The 14,918-nt window shown below is 39.1% G+C and carries 13 protein-coding genes; all 13 read left to right on the top strand.

Going from position 1 to position 14,918, the window contains the following annotated elements:
• Window positions 1-297: 297 nt before the first annotated feature.
• The 13 genes from ABDZ63_RS15590 (at window position 298) to ABDZ63_RS15530 (ending at window position 14,717) form a co-directional block, all read left to right on the top strand.
• On the top strand, window positions 298-1,518 hold the full coding sequence (locus tag ABDZ63_RS15590; RefSeq protein WP_343785108.1) for a hypothetical protein: 1,221 nt from the start codon (window positions 298-300) through the stop codon (window positions 1,516-1,518).
• Between the two features lie 596 nt (window positions 1,519-2,114).
• Window positions 2,115-4,094, top strand: a complete 1,980-nt coding sequence (uvrB, locus tag ABDZ63_RS15585) for an excinuclease ABC subunit UvrB (RefSeq protein ID WP_343785106.1) — start codon at window positions 2,115-2,117, stop codon at window positions 4,092-4,094.
• Between the two features lie 6 nt (window positions 4,095-4,100).
• Window positions 4,101-6,953 (top strand): excinuclease ABC subunit UvrA, encoded by a 2,853-nt coding sequence (gene uvrA, locus ABDZ63_RS15580; RefSeq protein ID WP_343785104.1) that lies wholly within the window; start codon window positions 4,101-4,103, stop codon window positions 6,951-6,953.
• An 11-nt stretch (window positions 6,954-6,964) separates the two neighbouring features.
• Window positions 6,965-7,315 (top strand): YojF family protein, encoded by a 351-nt coding sequence (locus ABDZ63_RS15575; protein WP_343785102.1) that lies wholly within the window; start codon window positions 6,965-6,967, stop codon window positions 7,313-7,315.
• Between the two features lie 15 nt (window positions 7,316-7,330).
• Window positions 7,331-8,023: a bacillithiol biosynthesis deacetylase BshB2 gene (gene bshB2, locus ABDZ63_RS15570; RefSeq protein ID WP_343785100.1), complete on the top strand. Its 693-nt coding sequence runs from the start codon at window positions 7,331-7,333 to the stop codon at window positions 8,021-8,023.
• A gap of 120 nt (window positions 8,024-8,143) precedes the next feature.
• Window positions 8,144-9,208 (top strand): DUF4097 family beta strand repeat-containing protein, encoded by a 1,065-nt coding sequence (locus tag ABDZ63_RS15565; protein WP_343785098.1) that lies wholly within the window; start codon window positions 8,144-8,146, stop codon window positions 9,206-9,208.
• Window positions 9,209-9,241: 33 nt separating this feature from the next.
• The gene (locus ABDZ63_RS15560; protein WP_343785096.1) at window positions 9,242-9,598 is read left to right on the top strand and encodes a phage holin family protein; all 357 of its coding nucleotides are present in this window, start codon (window positions 9,242-9,244) and stop codon (window positions 9,596-9,598) included.
• Window positions 9,599-10,005: 407 nt separating this feature from the next.
• Window positions 10,006-10,941: an HPr(Ser) kinase/phosphatase gene (gene hprK / locus ABDZ63_RS15555; protein WP_343785094.1), complete on the top strand. Its 936-nt coding sequence runs from the start codon at window positions 10,006-10,008 to the stop codon at window positions 10,939-10,941.
• A 13-nt stretch (window positions 10,942-10,954) separates the two neighbouring features.
• A complete protein-coding gene (gene lgt / locus ABDZ63_RS15550) occupies window positions 10,955-11,818 on the top strand; it encodes a prolipoprotein diacylglyceryl transferase (RefSeq protein WP_343785092.1) in 864 nt (287 codons plus the stop codon).
• Window positions 11,819-12,022: 204 nt separating this feature from the next.
• Window positions 12,023-12,976: a nucleoside recognition domain-containing protein gene (locus tag ABDZ63_RS15545; RefSeq protein WP_343785090.1), complete on the top strand. Its 954-nt coding sequence runs from the start codon at window positions 12,023-12,025 to the stop codon at window positions 12,974-12,976.
• Window positions 12,973-13,611, top strand: a complete 639-nt coding sequence (ppaX, locus tag ABDZ63_RS15540; RefSeq protein ID WP_343785088.1) for a pyrophosphatase PpaX — start codon at window positions 12,973-12,975, stop codon at window positions 13,609-13,611. Before ABDZ63_RS15545 ends, ppaX begins: the two co-directional genes overlap by 4 nt.
• A gap of 4 nt (window positions 13,612-13,615) precedes the next feature.
• The gene (locus ABDZ63_RS15535; RefSeq protein WP_343785086.1) at window positions 13,616-14,164 is read left to right on the top strand and encodes an acyltransferase; all 549 of its coding nucleotides are present in this window, start codon (window positions 13,616-13,618) and stop codon (window positions 14,162-14,164) included.
• Window positions 14,154-14,717: a glycerol-3-phosphate responsive antiterminator gene (locus tag ABDZ63_RS15530; RefSeq protein ID WP_343785084.1), complete on the top strand. Its 564-nt coding sequence runs from the start codon at window positions 14,154-14,156 to the stop codon at window positions 14,715-14,717. The genes ABDZ63_RS15535 and ABDZ63_RS15530 overlap by 11 nt, the downstream gene beginning before the upstream one ends.
• Window positions 14,718-14,918 lie beyond the last annotated feature (201 nt).

Genomic DNA, 14,918 nt, shown 5'->3' with positions numbered 1-14,918 from the left:
AAGGCCAAATGGCATAAATAAGGAGTGCTCTTAAGAGAGCACCCCAACATTTGACTTAGAACCATTTTTAACAGCAAGGAAGTACGCTAGGTTCTTCGTTAGGCTCTTTGGGTGAAAGCGTCCACCGAAAGCGAATCACAATAACGACAACGGACTTTAACAGAGCGTCCTTTTAAAGAACCACTTTGGTGAATATTGATTGGTAATAAAAGGATGTTCGGATAAAATAAAGGACTTTTTATTAATAATGACGAAATAATGATTAAAGAACTGAACTCGATTGGGGGTTAGTAGCGCATGTGGGAAGAATGGTTAATTCAAATAGGATATGGTCTACTTTGGTTGTTTGCACAGCCACTTTTGTATGTGGCTATTATTCTATCTTTCGCCCTCGGAAGTAAGAGGATTAAACAAGACCGAAAACAGTTTGGGCACCGTGTTTTTCCTTACCACTCAGAATGGAAAGGGACTTGGCTTCTAGGAGTATTAGTGGGACTTGCTTTATCAGTAGGGCTTGTCTTGTCTGGGTTATTCATCACTTGGGAGTGGCTAATTGCATGGACAGCAGTAACATTTATGGTTATGTTGACTGGTCAAATCGCGTTACTTTCACCCGTTTACACATTAGGAATAACGATTTTGGCTATTTGGAGTATTGATCTATTTAATGTAGAGGTTGTCAATGCGTCTATAACGAGTGGATTATTACAAGTTGATTTAATGGGTATGGTCTATTTAATGTTAGCTTTATTCCTTTTAGAAATTGGGTTAATGTCGACAACTAAACGCTCTAACACGTTTCCTCGATTGCAAAAAAGTGACCGCGGGAAAGAAGTCGGAGCACACCAAGTTAGAAGATTAATGTTAATCCCTTTACTTATTCCTATTCCAACAGGCGCTTTAACGTTAAGTGACCAATTTGTATGGTGGCCAGTTTTTGGCTTAGAAGGAGTCGGTTTTAGCTTTGTTTTATTTCCTTATGTGATTGGGTTATCACAGAAATTTAGAGGATTATATAGCGATCAAGGAGCTAAACGACTAGCGTTGTCAATGTCTTTTTTAGCGATTATTTTAATAGGAGTTGCGGTTGGTACGTACGGTGCGATTAATTTAGGAATAATAGTTGTGGTGGCAGCTATTTTAATCAAGCCAATGATCCATTTAATAATACGCAATATAGATGTTGAAAAACGACCTGTCTTTAAGCCAGAGCCAGACGCAATCGCTATTGTTGGTGTTGTCCCAGGATCACCAGCTGATGATATGGGCTTAATGATCGGAGAAAAAGTAGAGCGTGTCCATGATATTCCAGTAAAGAATGAGTATGAATTCTTTGATGTCATGAGTGAAAATAGAACATATTGCAAATTAGCTGTACGTGATTTGAACGGCGAAACGAGATTTGTCCAAAGACCAATATATGAAGGAGAAGACCATGAATTAGGCCTGATTTTCGTCAAAGAAAAACCACGCTTCACCTTGCAGTCCGAAACAATCGAATTAGATCAGTCTTCATAAGCTATGTTATTTAAAACCTCGCGAACTCGCGAGGTTTTTTAGTTTGTGAATCGGGTGCCGACGGGTTAATCACCGGACGAGCGGGTATGATCACCGTATGGAAGCGGGTTTTCACCGGACAAACGTGGATTAGTGTCGGACGCGCCGTCATAATTGTCGGACAAACGAGGGTTAGTGTCGGACGCGCGATCATAATTGTCGGACAAACGAGGGTTAGTGTCGGACACGCGATCATAATTGTCGGACAAACGCGGATTAATGTCGGACGCGCCCCCATAATTGTCGGACGATCGGGGGTTAATGTCGAACGCGCCGTCATAATTGTCGGACAAACGAGGGTTAGTGTCGGACGCGCCCCCATAATTGTCGGACGAACGGGGGTTAATGTCGGACGAGGCATCATAATTGTCAGACAAACGAGGGTTAATGTCGGACGCGCCCCCATAATTGCCGGACGCGTCATCATATTAAACATATTCTTTGCATTATTGATCATTTGAAAATATTCTTTTAGTATGAGATTTTGCCTTTTTATACAAAACAGGTGTTCGTATATGTTATACTAGCAACAGAAACTCGATATTGGGGATGATATTGTGGAACAAACATTTCAATTACAATCAAAATTCCAGCCTCAAGGTGATCAGCCGCAAGCGATTAAAGAATTGATTAAAGGCATTAACGAAAATAAAACACACCAAACGTTATTAGGTGCAACAGGTACGGGTAAGACGTTTACGGTTTCTAATGTGATTACTGAAATCAATCGTCCGACCCTTGTCATTGCGCACAATAAAACGTTGGCTGGACAACTATATAGTGAATTTAAAGAATTTTTCCCTAACAATGCTGTTGAGTATTTTGTTAGTTATTATGATTATTATCAGCCAGAAGCTTATGTGCCGCATTCGGATACATATATTGAGAAGGATGCGAGCATTAATGATGAGATTGATAAATTAAGGCACTCAGCAACATCTGCATTATTCGAACGGAATGATGTATTAATTGTTGCTAGTGTCTCGTGTATATATGGTTTAGGTTCTCCAGAGGATTATAAAGATCTAGTTCTTTCTTTAAGAGTCGGAATGGAAAAGGAGCGTAATCAAGTGCTCCGTAATTTAGTCGATATTCAATATGCCAGAAATGATATTGACTTTCAGCGTGGTACGTTTCGTGTTCGCGGTGACTCACTTGAAATTATTCCTGCTTCAAAAGACGAGCATTGTATTCGAGTTGAATTTTTTGGTGATGAAATAGACCGGATTCGTGAAGTGGATGCGTTAACGGGTGAAATTTTAGGTGATCGCGATCATGTTGCGATTTTCCCTGCTTCTCACTTCGTTACAAAAGAAGAGAAGATGCAGCGTGCGATTAAAAATATTGAAAAGGAATTAGAAGAGCAACTTGCCACGTTTCATGATGAAGGGAAGTTATTAGAGGCACAGCGCCTTGAACAACGTACTAATTACGACCTTGAAATGATGCGAGAAATGGGCTTTTGTTCAGGGATTGAGAATTATTCAAGGCATTTAACGTTCCGTGAACCAGGCTCAACGCCATATACATTGCTGGATTATTTCCCAGATGGTTCTTTAATGGTTATTGATGAGTCACATGTTACCTTACCACAAGTTCGTGGCATGTTTAATGGGGACCAAGCGCGTAAACAGACGTTAGTCGACCACGGATTTCGACTGCCATCTGCTATGGACAACCGACCGCTAACATTCGGTGAGTTTGAGAAACATGTCGATCATGCGATTTACGTCTCAGCAACACCAGGTCCCTATGAATTAGAGCATTCACCAACAATGACAGAACAAATTATTCGTCCGACTGGCTTATTAGACCCTGAGATTGATGTTCGCCCGATTAAAGGACAAATTGATGATTTAATCGGAGAAATTAATAAACGGATTGAACGTGAAGAGCGTGTGTTAGTGACGACCTTGACGATTAAAATGTCTGAGGACTTAACGAATTACCTGCAAGAAATGGGCATTAAAGTAGCCTATCTTCACTCAGAAATTAAAACACTAGAACGAATTGAAATTATTCGTGACTTACGTTTAGGAAAATATGATGTACTCGTTGGAATTAACTTATTACGTGAAGGTTTGGATATTCCAGAAGTGTCTCTAGTTACTATATTAGATGCAGATAAAGAGGGCTTTCTCCGCTCAGAACGTTCGTTAATCCAGACGACTGGGCGCGCAGCACGTAATGAGAAAGGCCAAGTGATTATGTATGCTGATAAAATGACAGATTCTATGAAAGTGGCGATTGAAGAGACCAATCGTCGTCGTGAGAAGCAGATGGCCTATAACGAGAAGCACGGCGTTATGCCAACGACGATTAAGAAGGAAATTCGTGATGTTATTCGCGCGACTTATGAATCTGAGGGTGAGGCGAAAGACGATCAAGTAAAGCAGTATAAGAACTTATCTAAAGATGAGAAAGCAGAACTTATCGATCAACTAGAAACGGAAATGAAACAAGCTGCTAAAGATCTTGACTTTGAAAAAGCAATGGAATTACGTGATGCGATGCTTGAGTTGAAAGCGGAAGGGTGAAAGTAGATGAAATCAATCACAGTTCAAGGAGCAAGAGCACACAATTTAAAAGATATTGATGCAACGATTCCGAAAAATAAATTAGTCGTTATGACAGGTTTATCCGGTTCGGGTAAGTCGTCTTTAGCTTTTGATACGATTTACGCAGAAGGTCAAAGACGCTATGTTGAATCTTTATCTGCTTACGCGAGGCAATTTTTAGGGCAGATGGATAAACCAGATGTCGATGCGATTGAAGGTTTATCGCCTGCTATTTCTATAGATCAAAAAACGACGAGTAAAAACCCACGTTCAACTGTTGGAACCGTTACGGAAATTTATGATTATCTACGTCTTTTATTTGCACGTGTTGGTAAACCAATCTGTCCGATTCATGGTGAAGAGATTTCTGCTCAAACTGTTCAACAAATGGTTGATCGCGTGATGGAATTAGAAGAACGAACGAAGCTACAAATTCTCGCACCTGTTGTTTCAGAAAGAAAGGGAGAACATCAAAAAGTATTTGATGACCTTAAGAAGGAAGGTTATGTTCGTTTACGTGTTGATGGTGAAATGCGTGAGATTGGTGATGAATTTGAATTAGAAAAAAATAAAAAGCATACCATTGAAGTCGTCGTTGACCGGATCATCGTGAAAGAGGGTGTTGAAGGTCGTTTAAGTGATTCAATAGAAACAGCACTTAAATTAAGTGGTGGCCAAGTGATCATCGATTTAATTAACGGTGAAGAGATGTTATTTAATGAGCATCATGCTTGTCCACAATGTGGTTTTACGATTACTGAATTAGAGCCGAGATTATTTTCATTTAACAGTCCATTTGGGGCTTGTAAAACGTGTGATGGCTTAGGTTCGAATTTAGAAGTCGATGTTGATTTAGTGATTCCAGATCAAACATTATCATTAAATGAACATGCGATTGCACCATGGCAGCCTATTTCTTCACAATATTACCCACAATTATTAGCTTGTGTTTGTGAGCATTATGAAATAGATATGCGTACACCGATAAAAGATTTACCCAAAAAAGAACTGGATAAAATTCTAAATGGAAGTGGTAATGAGAAAATTTTATTCCGTTATGAAAATGAACGGGGTAGTATCCGTGAAAATCAAATCTTCTTTGAAGGTGTTTTAAACAATGTTTCACGTCGTTACCATGAAACGTCATCTAGTTTTATTCGTGAACAAATGGAGAAATATATGGCACAATCAGACTGTCCGACTTGTGATGGGTATAGGCTGACGGGTGAGGCTATGGCTGTTAAAGTGGATAGTAAACATATTGGTCAAGTGACTGAGCTTTCTGTCGCCTATGGTTTAGAATGGGTCAAGAAGCTTTCATTAAATGAAAAAGACGCTAAAATTGCCAATATGATCATTAAAGAAATTGAGGATCGACTAACATTCCTTGTTAACGTAGGTTTAGATTACTTAAACTTATCCCGCTCAGCCGGTACGTTATCGGGCGGTGAAGCACAGCGGATTCGGTTAGCTACACAAATTGGCTCAGCATTAACAGGTGTTTTATACGTTTTGGATGAACCATCAATCGGGCTACACCAACGAGACAATGACCGTTTGATTCAAACGTTAAAGCGCATGCGCGATTTAGATAATACGTTAATTGTGGTTGAACACGATGAAGATACGATGTTAGCTGCTGATTGGCTCATTGATATAGGGCCAGGAGCAGGTGCACAAGGTGGCGAGATTGTCGCAAGTGGACCACCAAATAAAGTGATGGAACAACATAACTCTTTAACAGGCCAATATTTAAGTGGTAAACGTTTTATTCCATTACCAACTGAAAGAAGGCCTGTGCAACCTGAGAAACAACTGACGATTCGTAAAGCTGAGGAAAATAATTTAAAACAAGTTGATGTCTCGATCCCACTTGGCATTATGTCTGTTGTAACAGGCGTATCAGGTTCAGGTAAGAGTACCTTAATTAATGATATTTTATATAAGACTTTATCGCAGAAACTTCACCGTGGGAAAGTTAAACCTGGACAACATGACACAATTGAAGGGTTAGAGCATTTAGAGAAAGTGATTGATATTGACCAATCACCAATTGGTAGAACACCTCGGTCAAATCCAGCCACTTATACAGGTGTTTTTGATGATATTCGCGATGTGTTTGCTCAAACAAGTGAGGCGAAAATTCGCGGTTATAAAAAAGGTCGCTTCAGCTTTAATGTTAAAGGTGGTCGCTGTGAGGCGTGTCGTGGTGATGGTATCATTAAAATTGAAATGCACTTTTTACCAGACGTGTATGTCCCATGTGAAGTATGTCACGGGAAACGTTATAATCGAGAGACGTTAGAAGTGAAGTATAAAGGTAAAAGTATTGCCGAAGTATTAGATATGCGGATTGAAGAAGCTTTAGCTTTCTTTTTGAATATCCCAAAGATTAAACGTAAATTACAAACGGTTGAAGATGTTGGTTTAGGTTATATCAGGTTAGGTCAACCGGCGACAACATTATCAGGTGGTGAAGCTCAACGTGTTAAATTGGCAAGTGAATTGCACCGCCGTTCAAACGGTCGTTCTGTTTACATTTTAGATGAGCCAACGACAGGATTACACGTCGATGACATTGCAAGGTTATTAAAAGTACTACAGCGATTAGTTGAAAATGGTGATACGGTTTTAATTATTGAGCATAATTTAGATGTTATTAAAACCGCAGACTATATAATTGACCTAGGCCCTGAAGGTGGGGAAGGTGGCGGTGAAGTGATCGCAACTGGAACACCTGAAGTTGTATCAGATGTCGAACAGTCATTTACAGGCCGTTATTTGAAGCCGATTTTAACACGTGAGCGTGAACGCATGAAGCAAAGATTAGAAGCGTAAGGGGGAGAAGAATGAAAGCGATCAAAATAGAGGAAGTTCAAAAGCATTTAGATGAATTTACGAACGAGCCAGTCTACATTCATTTAGAAACAACTAATGGAGCTTACGCTAAGCATTTTGATTCGAGCGCACACAATGTTGGGGCGTATATTCGTAATGCGCAAATTCAATACGAACGAGGCAAAATTGTAGAATCAGACGGAACTTATCGCGTCGGTCTAAAGACAGACGGATGGATTTATGCTGAGGGGATAACAGATTATGAACTAAATGAAGACGGCCAATTGCTACTGGCAGGACACGATCAAGTCGGCCGTTTAATGGTTGCCTTACAAATTAGCCGTAAACCATTCAAAATGTAGAAGGGAGAGTCTATCATGGTCGATTTTTCAAAACACGAACAAGTCGTTGTGATTTACCCACATCCAGATGATGAATCATTTGGAACATCTGGTACGATCATTAATTTTCGTGAAGCAGAAGTGCCGGTAACTTATCTTTGCGGGACATTAGGTGAAATGGGGCGTAATATGGGTAGCCCATTTTTTGCGAACCGTGAAACATTACCTAAGATTCGTAAGCAAGAGTTAATTGATGCGTGCCAAGTATTAGATATGGAACTTGTGATGCTTGGGTATCGCGACAAAACATTAGAATTCGAATCAAAAGATGAAGTAGCAGAACATTTAAAGAAACATATAGAGAAACTAGGTGCTACATTAGTCATTACATTTTATCCGCCTTATGCGGTACATCCCGATCACGACGCGATGGGGGAAGCAACATTTGAGGCCATTAGAAAGATGGATCAAGATAAGCGTCCAGAACTCTGGGCTACAGCCATTACTAACGACCGTAAAGACGTTTTAGGTGAAGCGGATATTGTCATTGATACTGAGCCCGTTTTTGAACGTAAACTAGAAGCGATTAAATCACACCGCTCACAAGCAGAAGGTATGTTAAACAAAATGCAAGAGAGCTCGAATTTTAAAGGTGAATACGAAAATGCTTTACAAAGATTGCAATATGAAACATTTTACCGAGTTAATGTGGATGAAGTAGGGTCATAGTTCAGTCAGTCTCTAGTAGGATAAGTAATAATTTGTATTTCAGTCGATTGGATGATTTCGTTTTTAGAAATCTAGCGTATAATAGCAATAATGATACGATTGTTTAGGGGGAGAAGATCGATGAATGAAAGGCGTAAAAAAATTTTAAACCTACTAGAGGAAGGGCATATTACCGCTGAGGAGGCGGATGAGTTGTTAGAAGCACTTGAGCAAAATGACGAGACAGAATCCAAGACGAGTGATCAAGATTCTAGCTTTACACAAAGTTTCAAAAAAGATTTGAAAAATGTGACTAATGGAATTGCCAATTTTATTGATGAAACGGTTAATATGGTTAAGGAAGGACCTTTTGAGTTCTCGTTTAAGCATGCAAGTGTTAAACGATCTTTTGACTTTAATGGTGAGTGGATCAAAGATATAGAACTTAATAACAAAAACGGTACAGTAGAATTCCTGATGGCAAGTGATGATCAGCTTAAAGTAGAAGTTCGCGGGAAAGTGTTTAAAGAATCAGAGCAAGAGCGTGCTGAGGCGCTATATGATGAAGCATTAAACGTTGCGACTGAGGAAGGTAAGTTGTTGATTAAACAAGAGCGTAAAGATATGACAGCCAATTTCACCATTTACTTACCGAAGAAAATGTATGAGAATGTGTCTGTCAAAACGTTTAATGGAACTGTCAAAATGTATAATCTAGCCTGTCAATCATCACAAATTTCAACAGTTAATGGCACCATTACACTACTTGGCTATAAAGCGAATACATTAAGTGCCAGTACGAGGCATGGTTCTATTAAATTAGATGACGTCTCAATTAGTAAAGTCAAATTGAAAACAGCAACCGGCTCTGTCCATTATGACGGTACAGTTGAACAAATCAATATTGAAGTCACAACTGGAAGCGTTCGCTCTTATGTTAGAAATTACGATGCAAAAAGCGCTGATTTATCAGTAGCAACAGGATCAGTTCAACTATATGTTCCTAAGGGGATAGGGATTAACGGAACAGCAGGTACAAGTGTAAGCTCAGTCAAGGTCGAATTAGTAGATACAAGTGTAGAACAATTAGAGGAACAGACGATGAAACGTTCAACACAATTTTATAAAGTTGAAGCAGGTAAGCCATGTTTCGACGTTGATCTATCGACTAAAACCGGTAGCATACGAGTCAATAACATTTCATAGATTTAAAGCCCATAGTTACAAGGAGTATTTATTATGTTGAAAAGTTGGTTAATCGCAATTGTAGTCAATGCAATCGCGATATTAGCAGTTGCAGAATTATTTGAAGCATTCTACATTGAAAGCTTCGGTATGGCTATTTTAGCAAGTTTCATATTATCTGTTTTAAATGTCATTGTTAGACCGATCCTTGTGTTTTTCACACTACCAATTACATTTTTAACACTAGGTTTATTTCTATTTGTTATAAACGCGATCACATTAATGCTAACTCAATGGATGATTGGTGATGGCTTTGTCATAGACGGCTTTGGCTGGGCCATTGTAGCAGCAATCATTATATCAATACTAAACGCATTATTACAAAGTTTATTTAAGCAAGTGGTAAGATAGGGAAGAGCTTTGGTCCTCAGAAGCTCTTTTTTGGACTCTGTTAAAGTATAAAAATCATTACAGATGGTGCCCCGCTCAGAAAAGCGTCCACAAAAAGTGATCCACAACAACACAGGACTTGACGAGAACTTTCTTTAAGGAAGATATTCGCCTGATTATTAGGTAATCGGGCGATATTTTTATTTTTCAGGCGAAAATCTGAATAATCAGGCGAAAATTAAATTATTCGGGCGAAATTCAAATTAATCAGGCGAACGCCAAATTAATTAAGCGTTCGCCTGATTCACCGGATTCCTAAAAAACCATGACAACAACTCAACAAGCATTTCTTAATTGATTTCATAGTGAGTGTGATAAACTTATGATATAGTTGACTGTATAATTGTGACATATAGGAGGAGATACGGGTGGTGAAAGTCCGTACACAAGACTTAATTGACCGTTTTGAACTAGAATTAGTCGGTGGAGAAGACGGCGTGCATCGAGAAATAGTGACAAGTGACATCTCTAGGCCTGGTATGGAGATGGCGGGCTATTTCACACATTATCCGAAAGAACGACTACAATTAATGGGTCGTACTGAATTATCATTTTTATATGATTTAACCGAACCTGAAGTACGAGATCGTATGGAAAACTTATGCACTGACGTGACACCAGGTATTGTCATTACTCGTGCAATGGAAGTACCTAAAGCATTAATTGAAGCAGCGGATGAAGCGGGTGTTCCTGTGATGAGGTCACCTTACAAAACAACACGTGTCATTAGTCGTTTAACGAATTTTCTAGAAACAAAGTTTGCACCGACAACAGCAGTCCACGGTGTATTAGTTGATATATATGGTGTTGGTGTTCTGATTACTGGAAAAAGTGGAATTGGTAAAAGCGAGACAGCACTTGAATTAGTTAAACGTGGACACCGTTTAGTAGCAGATGACAACGTAGAAATTCGTCAAGAAGATTATGATACATTAATCGGAAACCCTCCGAATCTAATAGAACATTTACTAGAGATTCGCGGGTTAGGTATTATTAATGTTATGACTTTATTTGGAGCGGGGGCTGTTCGTAACTTTAAACGAATATCCTTAGTTGCACATCTTGAACTATGGGATGCTGAAAAACAGTATGATCGTCTAGGTCTTGATGAGGAAACAATGAAGATTATGGACGTTCACCTTCCGAAGGCTACGATTCCGGTAAGACCTGGTCGTAACTTATCTGTTATTATTGAAGTTGCTGCGATGAACTTCAGGCTTAAGCGAATGGGAGTTAATACAGCAGAAGAATTCTCACAGAGACTGAATTCAGTAATTGATGTCGATAACAACGAAATAGAGTAAGGGGGAGTTAACGATGTATCAAGCTTGTAATTATGAACCTTATGATCGCGTGTTTATTGAGTTAGGGCCATTCCCTGTCTATTGGTATGGTTTTTTAATTATGCTCGGTGCTTTAATTGGTCTACTCATCGCGATTAGAGAAAGTAAGAGATTGAACTTACATAAAGATTTCTTTATTGATTTAGTAGTGTTCGCCATTCCGGCAGCTATAGTTGGGGCGAGATTGTATTACGTTATTTTTCAATGGGATAACTATGACTCACTCATTGACATAATTGACATTCGAGAAGGTGGTTTAGCCATTCACGGTGGTTTAATCGCTGCTATTACAGTCGTCTATTTCTATACTAAGATTAAGAAAGTGTCATTCTGGAAAGTCGTAGATATTGCCGCACCAAGTATTTTGTTTGGTCAAATGCTAGGGCGTTGGGGTAATTTTATGAACCAGGAGGCATATGGTGGGCCAATTACCCAAACAACTTATGAGAATTTCCACCAATATATCCCTAATTGGATTATGCAAAATATGTGTGTTGATGGCGTTTACCACCATCCGACATTTTTATATGAATCATTCTGGAGTTTACTAGGAATTGCCGTATTACTATATTTAAGATACAAAGTGAATCCACGCCGCGGTGTAATCTTCTTCAGTTATGTTATTTGGTATTCGTTCGGACGAATCTTCATTGAGGCATTAAGAACGGATAGCTTATATCTATTTGGAGAGATCCGCGTTGCCCAATTAATTTCCATAATACTAATCGCAGGTAGTCTATACGTGATGTACTATCGCAAGAAAAATGGCTATGCGGAAGTGTTATATGACGGCACACCATTAAATACAGGTAAGAAAAACAAAAAGAAGAAAAAATAATGCCCGAGCGCTGATAAATCGAGCCCAGCGCTGATAAATCAATCTCGAGCGCTGATAAATTGGGCCCAGCGCTGATAAATCGGTCTCGAGCGCTGATAAACTGGGCCTGAGCGCTGATAACCAAGAGCCCAAGCGCTATATATAATCCTAACGACACAAACTATTTATTCAAAAAAAGTATAAAACAAAAGGGAGTTTTCTGCATTGGCATCAATTTTGAAAAATGGCCTATTAAGTGGCTTGTCTGTCACTTGGGCGTTAAGTAAAATCATTTTTCCAATCACTGTGATTGTAATGATGCTTCGATATACACCTGTATTTCCGATGTTAATTGGTTGGCTTGAGCCGGTTATGGGTTTTTTAGGGTTACCAGGGGAGGCGGCTGTTCCGCTTGTCCTTGGTAATCTTCTTAACTTATATGCAGGGATCGGAGCGATTGTTAGTTTCGAGTTTACGGTTAAGGAAGTATTTATATTAGCTATAATGTTATCTTTTTCTCATAATTTGATTATCGAGTCAGCCGTGGCTGCCAAAGTAGGGGTTAACTTTTGGATTATTATGGCGGTGCGTGTCTTTTTAGCTATTTTTGCTGCTGTTGTCATTAATATTTTCTGGCAAGGTGGCGGAGAGATGGCGCAGTATGGTTTGATTTCTAACGAAGGGCCTGAACCTTCGGGGTGGGGTGAGATTACCATAGCCGCAGTTCAAACTGCACTGTTAAGTATCCTTCAGCTGGCTGCGATTGTGATTCCTTTAATGGTTGGTATTCAATGGTTACGCGAGAAGAAGTGGTTAGATTGGATGTCTAATAAGCTTGCACCGATGACAAAGGTAATTGGTGTAGAGAAGAATGCGTCTATGACACTAGTGGCTGGTTTGACGATTGGGCTAGCGTATGGTGCTGGGCTTATGATTCAAGCTGTAAAGGAAGACGGTGTATCGAAAAAAGATATGTATCTTGTACTCATATTTTTAGTTACATGTCACGCTGTTGTTGAGGATACACTTGTTTTCATACCATTAGGGATTCCGGTATGGCCACTGTTATTAATCCGGCTAATTTCAGCCATATTACTAACAGCACTCGTTGCTTATATTTGGAATCGAATTGAAAAGAATAAGAAATTAGAGTCGGTTAGAGAGGATGTACCCACATGACGATCAAAACGCTATTATTCGATTTAGATGGAACATTAATTGATTCAAACGAATTAATCGTTGCTTCATTTCAACACACATTTAAAAAACATATCGGAAAAGATTATACTAAAGAAGATATATTACCGTTTATTGGCCCGCCATTAAAGGATACTATGAATGAAATCAATTCCGAGCAAGCAGAGCAGATGATGGCCACTTATCGTGATCATAATTTAACGAACCATGATGCTTATATTGAATTGTATGATGGTGTTTATGAAACAATTAAATCGTTGCATGAACAAGGCTATCAGATGGCGATTGTAACGACGAAAATTGAAGAGACAGCTAGGAAAGGTTTAGAGCTTACAGGTTTAGATAAGTTTTTTGATGTTGTGATTGGTCTTGATCATGTGAGTCATGCAAAGCCAGATGCTGAGCCAGTTCTTAAAGGGATGAAGGCATTAAATGGTGAGCCTGAGACAACGTTAATGGTTGGTGATAACTCTCATGATATCCATTCTGGTCAAAATGCTGGGACAAAAACAGCTGGAGTAGGTTGGTCAGCTAAAGGGCGAGAGTTTATGGAGTCATTAAATCCAGACTATGTATTAAATCATATGTCTGATCTATTTGATATTGTTGAGGAGTGATGGGATGCGGAAAACTAAACGTTTCCCGGTTACACAATCTAACTCATTGTGGCAAATTTATAAGACCGTTCCGTTATTAAAAGTCTGTAGAAATTTTATTGTCATCCAGTTAGGGCGGTATTCACCATCTTTAAAATTAAAGAATTGGTTATACCGAACCTTTCTAAAGATGGAAATTGATGAGCAAACGGCTTTAGCTCTAATGGTCATGCCGGATGTGATGTTTCCTGAAAAGATTTCAATCGGGAAAAACAGTATAGTCGGTTACAATACGACGATCTTAGCGCATGAGTACTTAATTGAAGAGTATCGTCTTGGAGATGTCATCATAGGCGATGAAGTTATGATTGGAGCAAATAGCACGATCTTACCAGGTGTGACAATAGGGGATGGAGCGATTGTTTCAGCTGCTACATTGGTTCACGAAGACGTTCCTAAAGGCGCCTTTGTTGGTGGAAATCCGATGCGAATCATATATACGAAAGAAGAACGTGAACAGAAGATGTCATCTGAACGCCTTGAATTAAAAGGGGGCGGAGAAGATGTTACATAATCAACGTGTTTTACCAGCTGTTAAACAAATGAAAGAGTTTGATAAGCTGTTAGAAAGTGAAACTGAAGTGATTGTGTTACTTGATACACGTTTGTCTTCTTTAAAAGGAATGGTGAAATACGCCAAGAGGGCGAGTAAGAAAGTGATTGTCCATGCTGATTTGATTCAAGGTTTAAAGACAGACAGCTATGGAATGGAATACCTTGGACAAGACCTCAAGCCAGATGGAGTCATTTCAACACGTACCAATGTCATCCAACTAGCTAAAAAGTATAAATTAACAGCGATTCAACGGATGTTTTTAATTGATAGCCAAGCAATTGAACATAACTTGAATTTAATCGAACAAACACAACCTGATTATGTTGAAGTCTTACCAGGTGTTATGCCACATGTTATATCAGATATAAAAACTCAAATAGACGGTCAAAATATAAAGATTATTGCAGGTGGGTTAATTCGAACTCAAGAAGATGTTGACCAAGCAATAAATGCTGGTGCAACAGCTGTATCGACTTCTTTGAAGGAGCTTTGGGATTTCAATCTTTCTTAATTCATTGACACCGTTTTCAAGCTTTGATAAATTATAAATTAAGTTAATAATTTTGTGGCGGAGTATAGGAGATCCACATGTGTTTAAACTGCAATCCAGTTATGGGTGTAGTTTAAATGCGTGTGGATTTTTTTGGCTCTACAATATTTGTTGGGGTAGAGACACAATTCAGAGTGAGGTTTTGGATGGCGGCCGTTGGCG

The sequence above is a fragment of the Alkalibacillus silvisoli genome, assembly GCF_039521975.1.
Classification (GTDB): domain Bacteria; phylum Bacillota; class Bacilli; order Bacillales; family Alkalibacillaceae; genus Alkalibacillus; species Alkalibacillus silvisoli.
This window is presented reverse-complemented; position numbering and strand designations above follow the sequence as displayed.

Excerpts from the sequence above, each read along its gene's own strand:
- ABDZ63_RS15590 (WP_343785108.1), top strand. The coding sequence starts at position 298 with ATGTGGGAAGAATGGTTAATTCAAATAGGATATGGTCTACTTTGGTTG.
- uvrA (WP_343785104.1), top strand. The coding sequence starts at position 4,101 with ATGAAATCAATCACAGTTCAAGGAGCAAGAGCACACAATTTAAAAGAT.
- ABDZ63_RS15575 (WP_343785102.1), top strand. The coding sequence starts at position 6,965 with ATGAAAGCGATCAAAATAGAGGAAGTTCAAAAGCATTTAGATGAATTT.
- bshB2 (WP_343785100.1), top strand. The coding sequence starts at position 7,331 with ATGGTCGATTTTTCAAAACACGAACAAGTCGTTGTGATTTACCCACAT.
- ABDZ63_RS15565 (WP_343785098.1), top strand. The coding sequence starts at position 8,144 with ATGAATGAAAGGCGTAAAAAAATTTTAAACCTACTAGAGGAAGGGCAT.
- ABDZ63_RS15560 (WP_343785096.1), top strand. The coding sequence starts at position 9,242 with ATGTTGAAAAGTTGGTTAATCGCAATTGTAGTCAATGCAATCGCGATA.
- lgt (WP_343785092.1), top strand. The coding sequence starts at position 10,955 with ATGTATCAAGCTTGTAATTATGAACCTTATGATCGCGTGTTTATTGAG.
- ppaX (WP_343785088.1), top strand. The coding sequence starts at position 12,973 with ATGACGATCAAAACGCTATTATTCGATTTAGATGGAACATTAATTGAT.
- ABDZ63_RS15535 (WP_343785086.1), top strand. The coding sequence starts at position 13,616 with ATGCGGAAAACTAAACGTTTCCCGGTTACACAATCTAACTCATTGTGG.
- ABDZ63_RS15530 (WP_343785084.1), top strand. The coding sequence starts at position 14,154 with ATGTTACATAATCAACGTGTTTTACCAGCTGTTAAACAAATGAAAGAG.